Source organism: Caballeronia jiangsuensis (genome assembly GCF_046030135.1).
GTDB classification, from domain to species: domain Bacteria; phylum Pseudomonadota; class Gammaproteobacteria; order Burkholderiales; family Burkholderiaceae; genus Caballeronia; species Caballeronia jiangsuensis.
In genome coordinates this window covers 28536-45480 of sequence record NZ_JAQQDB010000006.1, presented here as the reverse complement: position 1 = coordinate 45480, position 16945 = coordinate 28536, and the positions used below count along the sequence as shown (strand labels likewise).

Here is a 16945-nt window from a genome sequence, read left to right as displayed (position 1 = left end):
CAGTATCGAACCCATTGCGCTCAAGTGAAGCCGACGAAGTATGCGACAGATGCGGTGGCCAATGCTATGCGACTGCGCCGAACCCCGGCGGTTTATTGCGACACTCTGTGCGACCATGTTCCTGGGCTGTGCGTTCGCGCCGACAGCATACGCTCAAAGCAATGTCTCGATCTACGGCAGCATCGACGAGGGTATTACCTACACAAGTAACGCGTTGGGAAAACGTACTGCGACAGTTGCACCGGCGGCAGTACCGGATTTTATCGGGCTGCGAGGCAGCGAAGATCTTGGCGACCATGCCACCGCTTTCTACGCTATGCAGCAGGGGTACAGGTCAAACAACGGACAGGCTATAGTCCCCGGGAGCGCCTACGGTTTCTTCAGCTACGTCGGTCTCTCCCATCCACAATATGGAACCGTGTACCTTGGCCGTCAGCTGGACCTCGCGGCCGAGGCGCTGCGGGTGAACTCGAACGGGTCAAATCTTTTATCGTTTTATTTCTTCCATCTGGCCAACCTCGACAACCTCGGAATCCTTGGCGACTCAATCAATAACTCGGTGAGATATACGTCGCCCAGCTTGTTTGGACTACAGGCGAGCGTTATTTACGGCCTAGCGGAAAGCGGTATTCAGCCCGGCCGCATTCTTAGCATGGACGTCGTTCACGACGAGGGCGCAGCACGATTTTCGCTGGTGTACAGCAGTTGGCGGGATCATGCCGTTCCACTTGTTTCCGGACTTGGCCGAGCCGAGTTCCTTGGGCAGTCGCTTGTCCAGGGGGCTACTTTCGTCGCGAAAAGACAGGACATCTTTGGCTTGTCGACCTATTATACGGCCAGCCCGTCTGTCGCCTTGCACGCGGTTTTGTCGCAAGTAAATCTGGCGTCGTCAGCGCGGACGACTCGAATGCGCAACGTCGAAGTAGGCGTCAATTTGCGCATGGCAAGCAACCAAACCGTGGCGCTCGGCGGGCACGCATCTTGGCTGGACGGTACCCGATATTTGCAAGCTGGCGTCGGCGATCTCCTCACAGCGTCGAAGAGAACGACGCTTTATGCACAAGTCGTTTATCAGCATGCTGATGGGTCGGCGAACGCGGCAATACCGCTATTGTTGCCGTCGACAAGCCGAAGTCAGTTAGCACTGCGCGTCGGCGTCCATCAATTCTTCTAAGCTGTTTCAGAAGGGCATCGAAACCCACGTCCGCAGAACGCTTGATATTCGGCCTTCAACGATGATCCAGTTCTTGGACTCGCGGATTCTCTCTCTAGCGCCGGACCATCGGATGGCGCTAGGCTATCGACGATCTTAGCAAGCGTCAGTCGCTGAGGAGAAAGCCATCCACGCGTGTAGGCAAAAGCGGCAAAGCATGATCACGACTAAGGCAATCACGGCCATCGAAAGTATGTCCGTTTAGGACCTTACACACCGCCCCGGCGGTTTTGCGTGACCTCCGTTCATCAGTGTCGAACAAGCTGCTCCGATTCGCCGACGGTCATGCGTTCGGGCGAAGCCGTGCCGCAACTCTAGGGGCCCTCCCATCGGACATCGAATCGTCGCCTTGAGTGGCTAGCGACGTCCGACTACCGGGCCGTCAACAGCGCGCGTGTTTGTTCGAGTTGCGTGCGATGCGCCTGCAATCGGTCCAACTCGCGTTGCAGTTCAAATGTATTGTTTCCGATTGACCGAACAATAATAAGTTGTTCCTGGCAATCATCTATACGTCGCCAGCATTCAGCAATCTCGCGTTCAACTTTTGCAGGCGACCGCTCGTCCGGCTCATCCATCGACCCGTAACATCCATTCGTTATCCTGCAAAATTCCAATAGACCATAAAATTAACTTCAATAGGTGGACCGCTGACTTAGCCCAAACAGCCGCCTGTGGCTTCGTGTCCTCAGAGAACTAGATTTGGGCGGAGCCGCCGTCAACGAACAGTTCGCTTCCATTTACGAAGCTACTTTCATCAGAGGCCAGAAAGAGGGCAGCGTTCGCGGTCTCATCAGGAGAACCCAAGCGCCCAAGCGGCGTCGCCGTCTCAAAAGATGCCATCATCGCGCCATGCACTTCCTGAGACGGCGCGAGGTTATGCAGACCCGGCGTCGACGTGGCGCCTGGCACCAGCACGTTCACGCGAATTTTCCGGGGTGCTAAATCCAAGATCCAGCCTCTTGCGAAGTTGCGGATTGCAGCCTTCGTCGCACAATAAACGCTGAACGCGGGGATACCGGTTGTGGCACCGGTAGATCCAGTCAAGATAATAGAGCCGCCGTCCACAAGCAGTGGAAGGGCCTTTTGAACAGTGAACAACGTCCCTTTCACGTTGATCCTGAACGTCCGATCAAAATGATCCTCGGTTATTTCGCCAAGCGCTGCGAACTCCCCGCCGCCCGCGTTCGCGAACAACACGTCGATCCTCCCGACCTCTTCGCGAATCACGCTGTAGAGTCGGTCAAGATCTTCCATATTGGCAACGTCACCGGCGACGCCTCTTGCTTGTCCGCCAACCTGGGTCACCGCCTTTTCGAGCTCGGCCTCGCGACGCCCGGTCATATAAACAATCGCACCCTCAGCTGAGAACCGTTTCGCGGTTGCTAGCCCAATACCGCTGTTCGCGCCTGTTATAAGCGCCACCTTGCCTGCAAGCTTAGCCATTCCATACTCCTGAAGTGTTCTGCATTATCTATTCACACCGTCTGTTAAGATAGTACCTACCTAAAGGTAAGTGGGTGCGATTATGGAATCGAGATTGGACGGCTGCGGGCTCGACGTCGCGCTAGAAGTAGTCGGTGGTAAGTGGAAGCCGCTTGTCATCTACCATTTACGCGGGGAGCCGCGCCGTTTCGGTGAGCTGAGGCGCTTGATCGGTGGCATCAGCGAAAAGGTTCTCATCCAGCAGTTGAGGGAACTGACCAACGACGGCGTGATCGTTCGCCGGGACTATCAAGAGGTCCCGCCTCGCGTGGACTACATAATGACCGACCTAGGACGCACGCTTGCGGAAGCTTTAAAACCTCTTTGCGACTGGGGCGAGTCGCACCGGTCGCAAGTGATTGGCTTACGGTCGGCTACCGGATGATCATTGCTGCTGCGGCCTGCGAAGCCACCCATCCATAACATCTGAGGGGCGCCAGAGCGAGCGGTTCCCGCATCCTTAGTATCAGCGCGAAGTGGCCTCCGTTCTTTCCAAATCGCACTGTGCCGTAGTTTTCGGACGGCAGGCTGGTTCGGCTGCGCTGATCGAAGTTGGGACCAACGCGTCCGCTGCGACCACTCCCAAGGGTGTCGACGCTTTTGAGTGCCGGTGTCCTTGTTATTGACAACGCCGTCTCGGAAGACCGCGTTGCGTTCGTCTCTTTACGTATCTGCCGACAGCGCTCCAATGATCTTCAGTGCGCTCGTGTAACGCTCGGTGCAATGTGGAAAGATTCGCTGTATGGCAGCAGCTAACAATGGCATGTCTCACTCTCCTTTGAGGTCTCCATGCGCAAGAATCTTTCGATCTTTGCGATCGCCATTGCCCCGCAGGTCACGTTCGCGGATGGCGATCCTCATTATCCAGAATCTGTCGGCTCGCCCACGTCCTCGCAAGCTCAGGTAACCCGAGACCAGGTTCGCGCAGAACTTCGGTCGCTGCAGAGCGTTGGCTATCATGTCGGCGACGGAGAGCAAACCGATTACCCTGCTGCGATCCAAGCGGCGCACGCTCGCCTGTCTCGAATGCATTGATCAATTCCGCCAGGACGCCCTGGAAAGCGGCCGAAGGTATTCCCCTAGCCACGAATCACCGAACGCGGCTTGCATGCTCAAAGCGCGCCGTTAGACGACTTGACTAACAGGGTACGCGCGCATATGAAGAATTTCGGCAACACGATTCAAGCATAGTTCAAAGTCGCCCCGTGTCGCAGGGGCACCCAAGCATAGACGGACACCGTCAGGCATATTTCCCGCGGAGAATGCGTCCGTCCCTGCGACCCAGATGCCAGACAGACGCAATTGCGTTGAGAAAGCGAGAACCGTCCACGGCGGTTGCAATGGTAGCCACATATGAAAGCCGCCATCTGGCTTGTGGTGAATGTCAGGACCCAAGGCTCGGACGGCTATAGCTTGACGTGCGTCGCCTTCAGCACAAATTGCGCGGACCGTTTCTTCGGCTAAGCCCGTTTCGATCCAGTGCGTCGCAATAGAAGCAGTTAGCGGAGCGGCCATCGTTGCGGTTGCCCGAAGAACGACCGCAGCCCGCTCGACGGCTGTCGCGTCCGGAACAATTAAGAATGCAATCCGGAGCGCTGGGGAAACGCATTTGGAAAGACCGGACATATAGTAAACAAGCTCCGGCGCGAGCGACGCCAAACTGGGCGCTGTAGACAGCAAAGACCTGTCACGGCTTGTCCGTACGAGGCAAGGCCAATAATTGTCGTCTTCGATGATCGGCAAGCCATGTCGTCGTGCCACTTCGACAATTTCCTCTCGCCGTTGTATCGGCATCGTGATCGCAGTTGGATTATGAAGACTCGGGGTGCAATAAAACGCCTTGGGGCGATCCCTTACACAAACCTCGTCTAACGATTCAGGAATCGCGCCTTGCTCATCCATCTGTACAGGCACAACGCGGACGCCAAGCTCGCGAGCTAACAACAAGTAGCCGGGGTACGTAAGAGATTCGACACATACCGTTTCGCCGGGGCGCGCCAGCATCATCGTTGTTGCAAGTAACCCGCCTTGTACTCCGGGGCAAACCAAAACGCGATCGGGATCAAGAGTCGGAATGCGCGGTTCGAGCCATGCGGCGCCGGCTATGCGGTCCCTCCTCGCCCCGTTCGGCGTTTGGTAACGCATCAGCAACTCCATGCCACGATCACTGACTGAGGACTCCAAGCTTTCGCGAATCTTTTTTTCTAGCGCGGGATTTTGAAACAGTGGCGGGTGATTGATGAGCATATCGACGGTAGATATGCTGCTCGCAACGAAAGCGGGCGATTTCGATGCCTTAACGTACGTGCCCCGTCCAACCTGTGCTTCCAGCAAGCCCCGGCGCTGAGCTTCAGCGTAGCCCCTGCTAACCGTGGTGAAATCGATCCCAAGCGTAGCTGCAAGCGCGCGCTGCGGTGGTAGGCGATCCCCCACCTTAAGTTCGCCGCTCCCGATGCTATCTTCGACCGCTTTCGCTATAGCCAGGTAAGTCGGACCTTCCGTGCCGCGGAGCATCGGTGCCCATAGCAATTTGTGAGCCATACCAACCTCGTATGAAGCAATGCTTCATTGTATGCAACATTTCAACTCGCCGTACATTCAATTCGAGTTCAAAGCCACTGTCGAAGGGACAGATTCAAGCCCCCGGACTTGGTGTTCCCACAGCCGCCGCTTTATCTAGCACCCGTCGCTGGTTATTGTATGCACAAAAATGGGGAATCACGAGACGCAATCCATTCAATTTTAAAAAATTGCTTGCATTCTACGTTCGATGTCCTAATGTGAGATGCAGGAGCAACGGTTCTGCGCAGCGACCGACACGGATTCGACGTTCGGTTCGACCTGCCCACCCCCGACGACCTGATTCTCCAAATTCCCGCAGGCGACTTCAAACTCAGCGCGTTTCTCCAAGCTCGACGACCGAGCCGGCGATTTCACGCCTGTGAAATCCGGTTAGCCATTGCCGCCGTCGGCACTGCAACGCGCCGACAATACCATTACTCCGTAGTCCTATGTATGAGGTGTGCTTATGCAAGCTTCCACAGGATCGGGCTCGTCCTCCCACTCAGGTCCACAACTGACACGAGCACGGCTGCTCGATGAGAATTCGTGGCGCTCAGGCGCCGAGCTAGGGGCGACGAACTCGTCGGAGACAATACTTGTAGGTTTTTGGCGCGACACGAGCGACGACGAGAGACGTTACTGCGCCCCCGTGCTCGATTCGCACTTTACGATTGAGATCCTCTTATGCAGTGCGGTAGTAGTCTGTTTTAGAAACGGTCGCCGCGTCGCCAACGGGATAGTGGGTTATGGGGGGACGCAGATCACTTCGCCCGGCGAAAAGATCGAACTCAGCTTTCGAAAGCCGATTGAAGCCATTCATTTGTTCGTTCCTCTTTCGGTGGTCGCCAGCGCCTATGAAGAGGTTGAGCAATCAAGGCTTCCGTCAGACTACCGAATGACCGATCCTGCCTACGCCTCGGACCTAGTCATGGCCAAATTGGGAGAAGTGTTATATAGAGAAAGCGAGTTGCAGGGACAGTTTGGTAGTCTCTTTTTGCGGAGCCTTGCAATGGCAGCCCTTGCAAGGGCCATGGGATTCGAACCGGACTCGGACCCAGGTCGCAACCGCGGCGGTCTTGCGCCATGGCGCCTTGCTCGTGCGATAAAGTTTATCGAAGATCATGTCGGCGACGATCTCTCACTCGATGAAATCGCAAAGCATGCTGGTCTTAGTCGGATGCATTTTGCGGCGCAGTTTAGAAAAGCGACTGGCCGAAGCCCGCACTCATTTCTCATGGCGAGGCGAATCGAGCTTTCGAAAATGCTGCTGACGGAAGGCAAAATGCCCCTAGTTCAGGTGGCGTTCACTGCCGGGTTTAGCTCACAAGCTCACTTCACGACGGTCTTCCGAAAAGTTGTCGGCGTCACGCCAGGTCGATGGCGGCAAGCTCCAATCATCCGCGAGCAAGGACGGGGCGCAACGCCGCTGGCGGCCGACCAAGAAGACGACCTCTAGTTGTCGACACGACGTGACGATAAAAAGCCTGGGCGTCAGAGACGGTTAACGGCCCGGTTTCGACGGGTCGGGATGTAGCACCTAGCGATCTAGACGCCGTGATAAACCAGTCTTGCAAAGAAATCAGGGCCGACGGGACCATTCCCCCAGACAGGGTCGAAGGCGGCGGTGGGCTTGGCGGCGACGACCTCCTCTACAGTACGGCCCTGCTGTTTTAACTTCGAAACGTTGTCTCGTATCCCACTCAACATGTCTCGAAAGGTGATAAGTTGCTGTCGATTGCCTACCGGGTTCGCGTGCCCAGGAATTACGATCGTCTTATCCGAAACCGATGAGACGTTCAACGTCGCGGCATCAATGAGGCCGTTGATACTTCCACCAGTCGAATAATCAATAAAGGGATAAATCCCGTTCCAGAAAGTGTCGCCGCAATGAAACACGTCCGCATTCGTGAAATGCACCGAGATGTCGCTATCGGTGTGCGCCGGTTTGTAGTATCGCAGCTGAATCGCTTGCGAATTGAGGTGGAGGGCAAGCTCTGACGTAAATACTTGGGTCGGGATGGCGGCAAGTGGTGAGGACGGAAAAAGGAAATCCCAATCGTCGACTCGGTGCGCCGACTGCAGATACTTATGCGTATTCACATGAGCGATGATGGCTGCGCCTTCCTCAGCGAGCCATTGGTTACCGTCCGTGTGATCGAAGTGCCAGTGGGTGTTGATGAGGTGGGAGATCGGCTCATGGCTCAGTCCGTTGGCAGCCTCCAGCAATCGCGGTCTACTGCCCGTAATACCAGCGTCGATAAACACTTTCCCATCGCGACCAGTCAGTACCGCGATGTTTCCGCCGGACCCCTCTAGCACAGCAATATTGCCGCGAAGCCTGTGAACTTGTATTTTTGCTTTAGCTGCCTCATCGCGGAAGGCATCAACGAGATTTTGTGCCTCGGCGAATGCTTGCGACGGTGTCAACCAGCATCCAGTAGCGGCAAGACCGGCTGCCGATGCGCAACACAGGCAAAACTTACGCCGGGACATTGTATGTGCGTTTGCGGTCGACATGGGGCAAGCTCTCGAAAGTTGGTCAGCTGCTAGAGATGCTAGTCGTCATGCATCAATTGGTCTTAGTCTCATCATCAGCCTTCGCCTTCAACGAACTTCAGGATTTCTGCATTTATCTCGTCAGCGTGGGTTGTAAACATACCGTGTGGGTAGCCCTCGTAAGTTTTGAGACGGGCGTTCTTTAGCAACTTGATGGACAACGGAGCAGAGTCGGGGTATGGCACGATCTGGTCATCGTCGCCGTGCATGACGAGTACGGGTACCTCAATCTTTTTCAGATCTTCCGTAAAATCCGTTTCTGAAAATGCTTTGATGCAGTCATATTGCGCTTTCGCCCCTCCCATCATTGCTTGCCTCCACCAGTTCCGTGTCACCCCTTCGGAGACGGCCGCATTGGGGCGATTGAAACCGTAGAAAGGGCCCGAGGCAATGTCCAGGTAGAACTGCGCGCGACTCTGCTTTAGCTGCGCCCTGAGGTCGTCGAAGACGCCTAACGGAAGACCTCCAGGATTCTTCTCGGACCTGACCATCACCGGCGGAACGGCTGATATGAGGACCGCCTTAGCGACTCGCCCTGCTTCAGCGCGCGCTACGTAATGCGCGACTTCTCCCCCGCCGGTTGAATGACCAATGTGGATCGCGTCGGATAGTTCGAGAGCACTGGTCAGTTCCGCGACGTCGGCTGCGTACGTATCCATATCGTTGCCAGTTGCCGTCTGTGTCGAGCGGCCATGACCGCGTCGGTCGTGCGCTATGACACGATAGCCATGCTCAAGAAAGAAAAGGAGCTGGTTGTCCCAATCATCAGCGCTTAAGGGCCATCCATGGTGGAAAACGATCGGCTGCCCTGTACCCCAATCTTTGTAGAAAATCTTGGTTTGATCGTGCAAGGTTATGAAACCGTCCATCGTTAGCTCCAAGTATAGATGAAATTCATATGCTGCTATGGAGACAGTCTAGGGCGGCGCTAGCGGGGTCGATATCACACCTGAATCGCTTTATCGAATTCGCACGGCAACGACCAACCGCCTGCTGGCAGTTGCTTTTTGGCTGATCGCAGTTCGACGTGGATCATGGCCTGCACGCGCGACGACAGTAGTAGGCGTGAGGTTTCACTTTTCTCGCAGGCCATGATTGGGTTGAAGTCCATGGGGGCTTGTTCCTGGCCCAAAATATACATGCGCGTGAAGGACAGGCTCGCAGTCACATAAGAGCAAAGAGGTTCGAAAGCCAAATCCTTAAGCGCATGGTTGGCGATGTCTAACGCACCGCGCCGCGAACGAAGCCAAACAGCGCTTTGTGGAGGCCTAGTCAGATAGGTCATTATCTAACTGAGGCTGAACCCGCAACCTAATCATTGACCACCCGCTCGTATGGTCAAACGGTTTGAAACCGACGTCACGTCTTGGACGTTTTGTGCCACCCTAGACGCCGTGTCGATTTGGGACTGGTCGGCAACGCTACCGGTCAGTACAACGGCGCCGCCCTTAGCTAAAACGTTCACATTGGTAGTCTGAACACCACCCTTTGATAGGGCACGCTCAACGCGGTTGCTGAGGCTATGGTTCGCTTTTCTGACGTCAGACCGGGATTGCCCTTGCGGCGTTGGTTGCGCCGAACCACCGGTGTCCTGTGCGAGGGCATTTCCGCATGCGATGAAAACGAGCGTTGCCGTCGCGATTGCGAAGATCTTCCGGACTTTCATGATTCACTCCATCGCCAGTAGCCACAGGTTCGCCGTTCGTTTCAACCTCCGGCACCATTACGGCCATTTCGGTCTGCAGGACTTTGACTTTAGGACTGCGTGCACGATCAGTCTTGCAAATTCGCACGATGAAGTCTTTCCGGTCCCCGAATCGTCAAAAAATGGCCACCGGGCAATGTTGGCCACGAAGATCTACAAACCTGAGTGGCCCAACAGGCGATGGGCTATGTTCATCGATGTTGCGCCGTCAAAAAGCATGTAGGCGGATGCCCTCGCTCGCAATGACGCCGACACGGAATGTTATTGCCTTGACCGCCAGCACTTGAGCAGAGCGAGTAGTCTTCTGAGACTAACGAGCATTTCAACGAAGGGCGTTCGCGCCTACAGTTGGAGTTACGCGCCAGGGAGGCGCGTCTCCTGAGGAACTGTGCAATGAAAGCCATATACCTGGATCATCAGGATCGCTCTAGCACTTGATTTCCCATTCTCGCCTACCCTCAAACTAACGTGGCACCGATTTCTCGTGGCGAGGTCCGTGCGGATCTAATAGCCACAGAACTGCTGGGCCGGGATACTCAAAGTGACGTTCTATCCCGCACGAAGTCCGAACCAGGAGGACACTTGTCGCGGTAAAGAAAGCTGGGCGCACTGCTAGTTCGCGTGTAGATCACGCGCATGGCGGTCTCGGAAAGGGTGGCGCTGTGTCCGGTTCGAAAGGGATCTGAAGCCATGTTAAGAACAGTGATCCGATGTCCGTGGAGCAGGTCTACAAGGGGTTTGGATTGTTAGCCACGGTGACGAGTTCTCATAAAAACGTCAAGGAGTCCATCATGCAGAACATTGACGGTCATGTCGAAATGTTTGACTTTTTGTTTCTAGGTGGCGGAAAAGGTGGAAAGTCACTCGCGATTGAGCTTGCAAAATCTGGCAAGCGCGTCGCTGTGATCGAGCGGGGAATGATCGGCGGCTCCTGTATTAACGTCGCCTGCATACCAACAAAGGCGCTAATACGAAGTGGGCGCATCGCACACGCGGTAATGCATGCCAACGACTTTGGCATCGAAACAGGCCCAGCCCGCGTCGACATGCATTACGTGCGGGCGCGCGTAAAAGGGATCGTCGAGGAACTCATCGACGTGAATCGGAATGGCTTCGAGGCGGCGGGCGTGGAGCTTGTGCTTGGCAACGGAAAGTTCGAAGGTCCGCGCAGGATCAACGTGCAGCTAAACAATGGCGCTTCGCGCGTTCTTGAAGGCGAGCGCGTCTATATCAACACAGGCACGCAGGCCGATGTGCCTGCTTTGCCGGGTCTGCGCGAAGCGGCTCCGCTGACCCATGTTGAAGCACTGCAAGTTGAACAAGTGCCCGAGCATCTGATCGTAATTGGTGGTGGGTATATCGGACTCGAGATGGCGCAGGCCTTCCGACGGCTCGGTGCGAAGGTGACGGTGCTGCAACGAGAATCACGAGTGGCGGTGCGCGAAGATGAAGATGTCAGCAGCGCGATCGCCGCCGCATTCATGGCAGACGGAATCGAAATCCGAACGAATGTCGCGATCGAGTCAATATCGGGACGCTCGGGCGACGCGGTGCAGGTGCTCCTAGGGGACGGCGTGCGCATACGCGGCTCGCATATCTTAGTCGCGACGGGAAGGGTGCCAAACACGCGGAACATCGGACTAGATATGGCGGGCGTCGAGACTGATGCGCGAGGCTTTATCAAAGTCGACGAGCGTCTGCGCACGACAGCGCTCGGAGTCTTCGCGATTGGGGAAGTTGCTGGTACGCCAATGTTCACGCACGCATCATTCGATGATTACCGCGTACTGATTGCTCAAATGAAAGGCAGCGATAAGACAACGCGCGAACGCGTGATTCCCTACGCGATGTTCATTGAACCGGAATTGAGCCGCATTGGACTAAATGAAAGGGAAGCAGCGGCGCAGGGCATTCCGGTTCGTATTGCGAGGCTGCCAATGAGCGCTGTGCCACGCGCGCGGACCAATTCTGACACCCGGGGCTTCATGAAGGTTTTGGTTGCCGCCGACTCAGATCAGATTCTCGGTTTCGCGATGCTTGGCAGCGAAGCAGGAGAGGTTGTGTCTACGGTGCAGATCGCAATGCTCGGGAAGTTACCTTATACAGTTATCCGCGATGCCCCGCTGGCACATCCAACCTTGGCGGAGGGGCTGAATCTGTTATTCGCGGAGGTTCCAGCACGAGGAAACTAAGTTCGGCATGTATAGAGTGGGTTTATGTTCGTTGTATGGCCCTCCTTAAACGCTGAACCTGCCTGTACGGCAAGGCTTTATTCCACCTTATAAGGAATCGCCCCTGCCGCGCCGTACGCTGTCGTTGCGAATGCCATCCGGTGGCGTCGACGGGTTCTGACCTGTGGTAGCCGGTTGGCATTTGCAACGCACTTTGCTTTTTCACGTCGAGTGGCTGTTTGCGAGCCGAAGCCGATTGCCAAATGTCCAAGGGGCGACGCAAGCCATCGTCACTTCTTGGCCGGTTGCCGAAGACCGCAGATCGAGGCCCACCAACCGATGTGCCTCCAAACCTGCGCACTCGGCGGTATTCCTGCTGGTAAGGTATTCGACGTTAGAAGGGTAGCTAACCAGAGGAACTAGTCACGGCAGCGGTCTTGTTAGACCGAAGTGCCTTCAGCGAAGGTTTGGCAAAGCGTGAGACGGCTTTAGCGCAGACGCGCAGTTTGCACCAGATCTTTTTCGCTGGGTGGACTAATCATGCTTTCCGCGGACTCGGTGGATGGCGGGACGTGGCTCCTCGCGGTGAAAGCCCGTGCCGCAATTCGAGTGCCCTTGATTGGCGGATCGGCGAGAAGCGACAAGCCCGACCCGCCATCTGCTCGCACGGATGGATACACTATTTTTCACCCAGCAGTCCTTTCGCTTCCCTTAAATCAGGTGTGTCGAATCCTTCAGTAAATGAGTTGTAAATCGGAGCGAGAAGCACTCGACCCGCGTCGGCGTGGCTTCCCTCATCACGCCACAAACGGGCGAGACTGATTGCAGCCCGTAATTCGAATGACTTGGCGTACTGGTCGCGGGCGATTGCAAGCGCCGCCTGGAAATGTCCCTCGACCTCGGCCGACGGAGCGCCCTTCATCCGCCAGAGCTCGCCTTCCATACGCCTGAGCTCCGCCTCCCACATGTGCTCGTCGGTGCGCGTCCCGAGGTTTCTGGCTTCCGCGAGGGCCGCCAGGCCTTCGTCGGGGCGGCGCTGTTGCAGGGAGGTGGCCGCCAGCATGCACAGGTATCGGCTCTGATACCAGCTGACACCCATTGCAAGGCGCTCCGTGCAACTCCGACGCATCAGCGCAAGGCCCTCCTCACCCGCTCCGGCCTGCGCCATCGTCCAGCCCCGCAAGATCAGGCCGCTCAGCCGGAAGTAGCGCAGATTGTGTTGATCCGCGAGATCGACGATGGCGTCGGCATGAGCGCGTACGGCGCTTGCGTCGAAGCGCAGTTCGTCGAGTCCTGCTCCGCCGTATATTTTCACGTGAGTCGCGAGCGTCGCCTGATTCAATTCAGCCGCATATTCGAATGCTTTTGCTTGCCAGCTTCTCGCCTGCTCCGGGTGCCCGAGAACCCAGTAGATGACCGGCAGATAGGCCAGCGCATAGAACTTCGGATCATGGATGTAATGCACGGGCTGAGGGCGATGCCGGGTCGCGTCATAGATACGCAAGATCGTCTCGAACGCGTATCGGGCCTCCACGAACCGCCCGAAATATATGGCGTTGAGCCCGGCCAACCGATACCCCGCCAACTGGAGCGCTTCATCGGCCATCTGTTGAGACGTGCGTCGTGCCTCGTCGGCCAGTTGCCGCATCATGTCGTGATCACCACGCACGAAGTGAAAGGCCCACTGCCCGCTGAGCGTCGCGAACAGGGCGCCGGCGTCTCCGAGTCGTTCGCCGAGGATACGCGCCCGGTCGAAGGCCACGCCCGTTTCCTGCCCGGCGTAGCCGTAGACAGCGATCAGTGGAGTCCCGATCGTGCTCTGTATGGTAAGTTCCTGCCGATCCCGCTCAGGGCTCTCCGGAAGCATTCTCACCGACTCGAGCGCTCGGGCAAGATGCCTGATCGCCTCCAGATTTGCCGAGGTTTCGGCGCTTTTCTTTCCCGCCTTGAGCCAATAACCCGCGGCACGATCCGGCCGTTGCGCTTCGGAAAAGTGGCGTCCCAGCAGCTCCGGCTCGCGGGCCACCCTTTCCGGAAAGCGCTGTTCGAGCACCTCGGCGATCCGTGCATGCAATTGCTGGCGCGTCCGGCGTAACAGGGTGCCGTAGGCGGCATCTTGCAAGAGCGCATGTTTGAAGAGATAGGATGCTTCGGGCGGCACGCCACGGCCGAAGACCAGACCCGACGCGACGAGTTGATTCACGCCCGCGCGCAACGCCGGCTCGGATAGCGACGCCACCGCAGCCAGCAGATCGTAGGGAAATTCGCGCCCGATTGCCGCGCCGATTTGAGCAAGCTCCTTCGCCTGACCGAGCCGGTCGAGACGGCCCATCAGCGACGCGTGCAAGGTCGCCGGAATGGTGCGAGCCGGCGTTCTGGACAGCGTATTGGCGGCTTCAAGTCCATCGAAGCCGGCTTCGACTACGGCCTTCGTCAACTCCTCGACAAAGAGCGGAACCCCATCTGTGCGCTCGACGATTTCACTGACGATCTCTGGCGGTAGCACCGTGCCGCCCGCAATCGTATCGACGAGTACCGAGACATCGTCCTGCTCGAGCCGGCGCAACGCCATCATCGTAACGTGCGGCTGGCCGACCCACGGCGGGTCGAACTCCGGCCGGAAAGTCATGAGGAGCAGCACGGGTAACTGGCGTATATGCTCGACCGTCCGATCCAGCGCCTCGAAGCTCGTCGGATCGATCCAGTGAATGTCCTCGAAGATGTGCACCACGGGTTCCCGTCGGGAAAGACCGTCGAGTTGCCGCAGAAGCGCGTCGATCGTCCTCTGCTTGCGTTGCGGCGGGCTAAGATGAACTTCCGGATGCCGTCCAATATCGGGCAGCAACAGCAGATCGGCGATGAGCCGGCTGTCTTCCGCCGTAGCCGTTGCGCGCGAAAGCAGGGCGTCGAGCTTATCGACCTTCGAGCGCGCATCATCGTCGCGCTGGAAAGCTGCGGCCCGCTCGAGTTGGTGAATGATCGGATAAAACGCGCTATCCACGTGATGCGGAGAACAGAAATAGCGCAAGCGGGTGTGCGCTTCCTCACCGATCCGTCGAAGAATTGCAGCGGCCATGCGCGACTTGCCGATCCCCGCCTCGCCGGATATCAGCACAACCTGGCCGCAGCCGCTTTTGGCCTTCTCCCATCGGCGAAGGAGCAATCGTGTCTCTTCGTCGCGCCCAACGAGCGGCGTGAGGTCCGTCGAATGAAGGGCTTCGAATCGACTATCGATGGCGCTCAGTCCGATGACCTGGAATGCCTGAAGCGCTTGCGCAAAGCCTTTGACCTGCACTTTGCCGAGGTCGCGGTATTCGAACAGGTTTCCGAGAATCAGGCGTGTCTGCGGCTCGATGACGACCGCGTCGGGTTCCGCCAGGGCTTGCATTCGAGCCGCCAGGTTGGGTGTCTCGCCGACGATGCCCCGCTCTTGAGCTTCGCCCGCGCCGATCAGATCGCCGATGACCACGAGTCCAGTTGCGATGCCGACGCGCACCTGAAGCCGACCGGGCGCATGACCCGACGCCTTGAGAGAGCAGGCCTCGATGATGGCGAGGGCAGCCCGCACTGCCCGTTCAGCATCGTCCTCGTGCGCGCGCGGATAACCGAAGTAGATCAGGACGCCATCGCCCATGTACTTCGCGACGAAGCCGCCAAAAGAGCTGACCGCATCCGCGACGCATGTGTGATACGCGTTGATCACATCATGGAGATCTTCCGGGTCGAGTTGCGTAGCGAGCGCCGTTGAGCCGACGAGATCGCTGAACATCACGGACACTTGCCGCCGTTCCGCCGAGGGCGTTGGCAGCACGGTTGCCGGTGCCTCGACACATGCAGTGGGTGCGCCGACATTCAGCCGGCTACCGCAGCCTCCACAGAACTTCGCGTGCGGCGAATTCGGATGTTTACAGGACGGACACTCGACCGGCAGCAGTTCACCGCACTCGACGCAGAACCTGTTGCCATGAAGAAAGACAGTCTTGCAGGATGGGCATTCCATAGGTTACGTGATCTTCCAGGTCGCTCCTCGCGAACCGAAGGGAACCGCTGACAGAACGATCTCCCGCGGCAACGCTTTGACCGCTTGCGCGTCGAGTTCGGCCACACGGCTCCTGCTCGACGTTATCGCCCGTCGCTCATTGCGCCGCGTTCCACGTATGCGCGGTTGTGCGCCATTTTCCATCGGCGCCCTTGGTCATGACCTTTACCAGAACGCCTTTGTATGGGGTCTTCTTGCCATCCTTTTCCGCAACGGCCGTCCAGTTCGCGGTCTCGTACATCACGTTGCCGACGCGGTTTGCCTGCACGACGTCAATCGTATGATCGTGTACGCCGGCGTCGAAATAGCTCTTGAAGAGCTTTTCGATATCGGCGCGTCCCTGAACGGTCGTTCCGTTGCCTGGCGAGACCACCGCGTTCTTGTCGTACATGTTGGCGAGCCCGTGAGCATCTCTCTGGTTGAAAGCCGTGTTCCAGGCCGTGTTCGCCTGATCGACCGCCTTGTCGTGCTGCGCCAGCGCCGTTTGCGAAGCTGCAAGCGCCAATACTGCGCACGCGGCCAATTGTCTTGTGAACTTGTTCATCACGTAGCTCCAAATGGCGAAGTCGCAGAACTGGACAATGGGTCAGGGCGCAGGGTTAGAGGAAACCCCATGCGCGCATTCGGCTCGCGCCGGCAAGCGTTTCGATGCCAGTCGCCCGTCTGCGTGTGGAGTATAGAAACCGGGCGTTCCCGTAATCAATTAACTCGGAGATAAACGATCAAGGTAGCGCATGGCCGGACGGTTTACAGCCTAGCGCCGACCTCATCTCGGCGGTACGACATAGCCGATGTGGTTGAGGTCGATCCGTCGGACCGCCTCCAGCCGGCCCGGGAAATCCCTGAAGATCGCCGAGATCGGCCCGACAGAGCATGGGGGTAACGGCCCATTGATCGTCCGCGTCAGGCAGCAGCCGACCCGCAACTGACGTTCAGGGTGGCGCGCCGTCAACGGCCGCTTGCGAGATGGAACCGACCTCCGAGTGTCCGAACGACGACACCTCAGAGCGTTAGCTCTTGGCGCCGAATCCATTCATATCCTCGCTCGATCGACTGGATCAGGCCGCTCGATGATGTCGTTTTCGAACTACGCGCTCTTTTGCGCAGGCTTCGCTTTGGGCGTTCGCATCGCCGGGTCCGCGAACAGGTCGATCGCAACTTCGCGCAGCCACCGATTGGCTTTGTCCTGCTGGACTCGCGCGCGTGCCAGAGCAAAT

General features: G+C 57.4%; 14 protein-coding genes. 5 read left to right on the top strand and 9 right to left on the bottom strand.

What is annotated here, in order from left to right; translation table 11 throughout:
- The first annotated feature begins 115 nt into the window (after positions 1–115).
- Complete coding sequence (locus PQR08_RS08080; protein ID WP_250485870.1) at positions 116–1174, top strand: porin; 1059 nt, start codon at positions 116–118, stop codon at positions 1172–1174.
- 410 nt (positions 1175–1584) lie between these two features.
- Here the strand turns inward: PQR08_RS08080 and PQR08_RS08075 are convergent, their stop codons facing one another.
- Both PQR08_RS08075 and PQR08_RS08070 read right to left on the bottom strand, forming a co-directional pair.
- Positions 1585–1788, bottom strand: coding sequence for a hypothetical protein (locus PQR08_RS08075; protein ID WP_250485869.1), 204 nt, complete (start codon positions 1786–1788; stop codon positions 1585–1587).
- 118 nt (positions 1789–1906) lie between these two features.
- Positions 1907–2656 carry an SDR family NAD(P)-dependent oxidoreductase gene (locus PQR08_RS08070; RefSeq protein ID WP_250485868.1) on the bottom strand — a complete coding sequence of 250 codons (750 nt, stop codon included), beginning with the start codon at positions 2654–2656 and terminating at the stop codon, positions 1907–1909.
- A gap of 82 nt (positions 2657–2738) precedes the next feature.
- Here PQR08_RS08070 and PQR08_RS08065 point away from each other — a divergent pair, with 82 nt between their 5' ends.
- Both PQR08_RS08065 and PQR08_RS08060 read left to right on the top strand, forming a co-directional pair.
- Positions 2739–3080 carry a winged helix-turn-helix transcriptional regulator gene (locus tag PQR08_RS08065; protein ID WP_238218534.1) on the top strand — a complete coding sequence of 114 codons (342 nt, stop codon included), beginning with the start codon at positions 2739–2741 and terminating at the stop codon, positions 3078–3080.
- 404 nt (positions 3081–3484) lie between these two features.
- A complete protein-coding gene (locus PQR08_RS08060) occupies positions 3485–3730 on the top strand; it encodes a DUF4148 domain-containing protein (RefSeq protein ID WP_309297560.1) in 246 nt (81 codons plus the stop codon).
- Positions 3731–3820: 90 nt separating this feature from the next.
- Here PQR08_RS08060 and PQR08_RS08055 read toward each other — a convergent pair whose 3' ends face one another.
- Positions 3821–5236 (bottom strand): aminotransferase-like domain-containing protein, encoded by a 1416-nt coding sequence (locus tag PQR08_RS08055; protein WP_250485867.1) that lies wholly within the window; start codon positions 5234–5236, stop codon positions 3821–3823.
- Positions 5237–5906: 670 nt separating this feature from the next.
- On the opposite strand from PQR08_RS08055, the gene PQR08_RS08050 reads away from it, so the two are divergent.
- On the top strand, positions 5907–6713 hold the full coding sequence (locus tag PQR08_RS08050; protein ID WP_250485866.1) for a helix-turn-helix domain-containing protein: 807 nt from the start codon (positions 5907–5909) through the stop codon (positions 6711–6713).
- Positions 6714–6802: 89 nt separating this feature from the next.
- On the opposite strand, the gene PQR08_RS08045 is transcribed toward PQR08_RS08050, so the two are convergent.
- From PQR08_RS08045 to PQR08_RS08030, 4 genes are all read right to left on the bottom strand, one after another.
- Positions 6803–7684 carry an MBL fold metallo-hydrolase gene (locus tag PQR08_RS08045; RefSeq protein WP_250485865.1) on the bottom strand — a complete coding sequence of 294 codons (882 nt, stop codon included), beginning with the start codon at positions 7682–7684 and terminating at the stop codon, positions 6803–6805.
- Positions 7685–7848: 164 nt separating this feature from the next.
- Entirely contained in the window at positions 7849–8682 is an 834-nt protein-coding gene (locus tag PQR08_RS08040) for an alpha/beta fold hydrolase (protein ID WP_250485864.1), read from the bottom strand.
- 74 nt (positions 8683–8756) lie between these two features.
- A complete protein-coding gene (locus PQR08_RS08035; protein ID WP_250485863.1) occupies positions 8757–9098 on the bottom strand; it encodes a hypothetical protein in 342 nt (113 codons plus the stop codon).
- A 30-nt stretch (positions 9099–9128) separates the two neighbouring features.
- Positions 9129–9479: a BON domain-containing protein gene (locus PQR08_RS08030; protein WP_250485862.1), complete on the bottom strand. Its 351-nt coding sequence runs from the start codon at positions 9477–9479 to the stop codon at positions 9129–9131.
- Positions 9480–10309: 830 nt separating this feature from the next.
- On the opposite strand from PQR08_RS08030, the gene PQR08_RS08025 reads away from it, so the two are divergent.
- Positions 10310–11710, top strand: coding sequence for an FAD-dependent oxidoreductase (locus PQR08_RS08025; RefSeq protein WP_250485861.1), 1401 nt, complete (start codon positions 10310–10312; stop codon positions 11708–11710).
- 658 nt (positions 11711–12368) lie between these two features.
- On the opposite strand, the gene PQR08_RS08020 is transcribed toward PQR08_RS08025, so the two are convergent.
- Both PQR08_RS08020 and PQR08_RS08015 read right to left on the bottom strand, forming a co-directional pair.
- Entirely contained in the window at positions 12369–15689 is a 3321-nt protein-coding gene (locus PQR08_RS08020; RefSeq protein ID WP_284509106.1) for an adenylate/guanylate cyclase domain-containing protein, read from the bottom strand.
- Positions 15690–15825: 136 nt separating this feature from the next.
- Complete coding sequence (locus PQR08_RS08015; RefSeq protein ID WP_238294667.1) at positions 15826–16272, bottom strand: YybH family protein; 447 nt, start codon at positions 16270–16272, stop codon at positions 15826–15828.
- Positions 16273–16945 lie beyond the last annotated feature (673 nt).

What these genes read in the sequence shown, in the direction of transcription:
- PQR08_RS08025 (WP_250485861.1), top strand. Translation starts at nt 10,310, where the DNA reads ATGCAGAACATTGACGGTCATGTCGAAATGTTTGACTTTTTGTTTCTA.
- PQR08_RS08065 (WP_238218534.1), top strand. Translation starts at nt 2,739, where the DNA reads ATGGAATCGAGATTGGACGGCTGCGGGCTCGACGTCGCGCTAGAAGTA.
- PQR08_RS08040 (WP_250485864.1), bottom strand. Translation starts at nt 8,682, where the DNA reads ATGGACGGTTTCATAACCTTGCACGATCAAACCAAGATTTTCTACAAA.
- PQR08_RS08015 (WP_238294667.1), bottom strand. Translation starts at nt 16,272, where the DNA reads ATGAACAAGTTCACAAGACAATTGGCCGCGTGCGCAGTATTGGCGCTT.
- PQR08_RS08070 (WP_250485868.1), bottom strand. Translation starts at nt 2,656, where the DNA reads ATGGCTAAGCTTGCAGGCAAGGTGGCGCTTATAACAGGCGCGAACAGC.
- PQR08_RS08075 (WP_250485869.1), bottom strand. Translation starts at nt 1,788, where the DNA reads ATGGATGAGCCGGACGAGCGGTCGCCTGCAAAAGTTGAACGCGAGATT.
- PQR08_RS08055 (WP_250485867.1), bottom strand. Translation starts at nt 5,236, where the DNA reads ATGGCTCACAAATTGCTATGGGCACCGATGCTCCGCGGCACGGAAGGT.
- PQR08_RS08080 (WP_250485870.1), top strand. Translation starts at nt 116, where the DNA reads ATGTTCCTGGGCTGTGCGTTCGCGCCGACAGCATACGCTCAAAGCAAT.
- PQR08_RS08060 (WP_309297560.1), top strand. Translation starts at nt 3,485, where the DNA reads ATGCGCAAGAATCTTTCGATCTTTGCGATCGCCATTGCCCCGCAGGTC.
- PQR08_RS08030 (WP_250485862.1), bottom strand. Translation starts at nt 9,479, where the DNA reads ATGAAAGTCCGGAAGATCTTCGCAATCGCGACGGCAACGCTCGTTTTC.
- PQR08_RS08035 (WP_250485863.1), bottom strand. Translation starts at nt 9,098, where the DNA reads ATGACCTATCTGACTAGGCCTCCACAAAGCGCTGTTTGGCTTCGTTCG.
- PQR08_RS08020 (WP_284509106.1), bottom strand. Translation starts at nt 15,689, where the DNA reads ATGGAATGCCCATCCTGCAAGACTGTCTTTCTTCATGGCAACAGGTTC.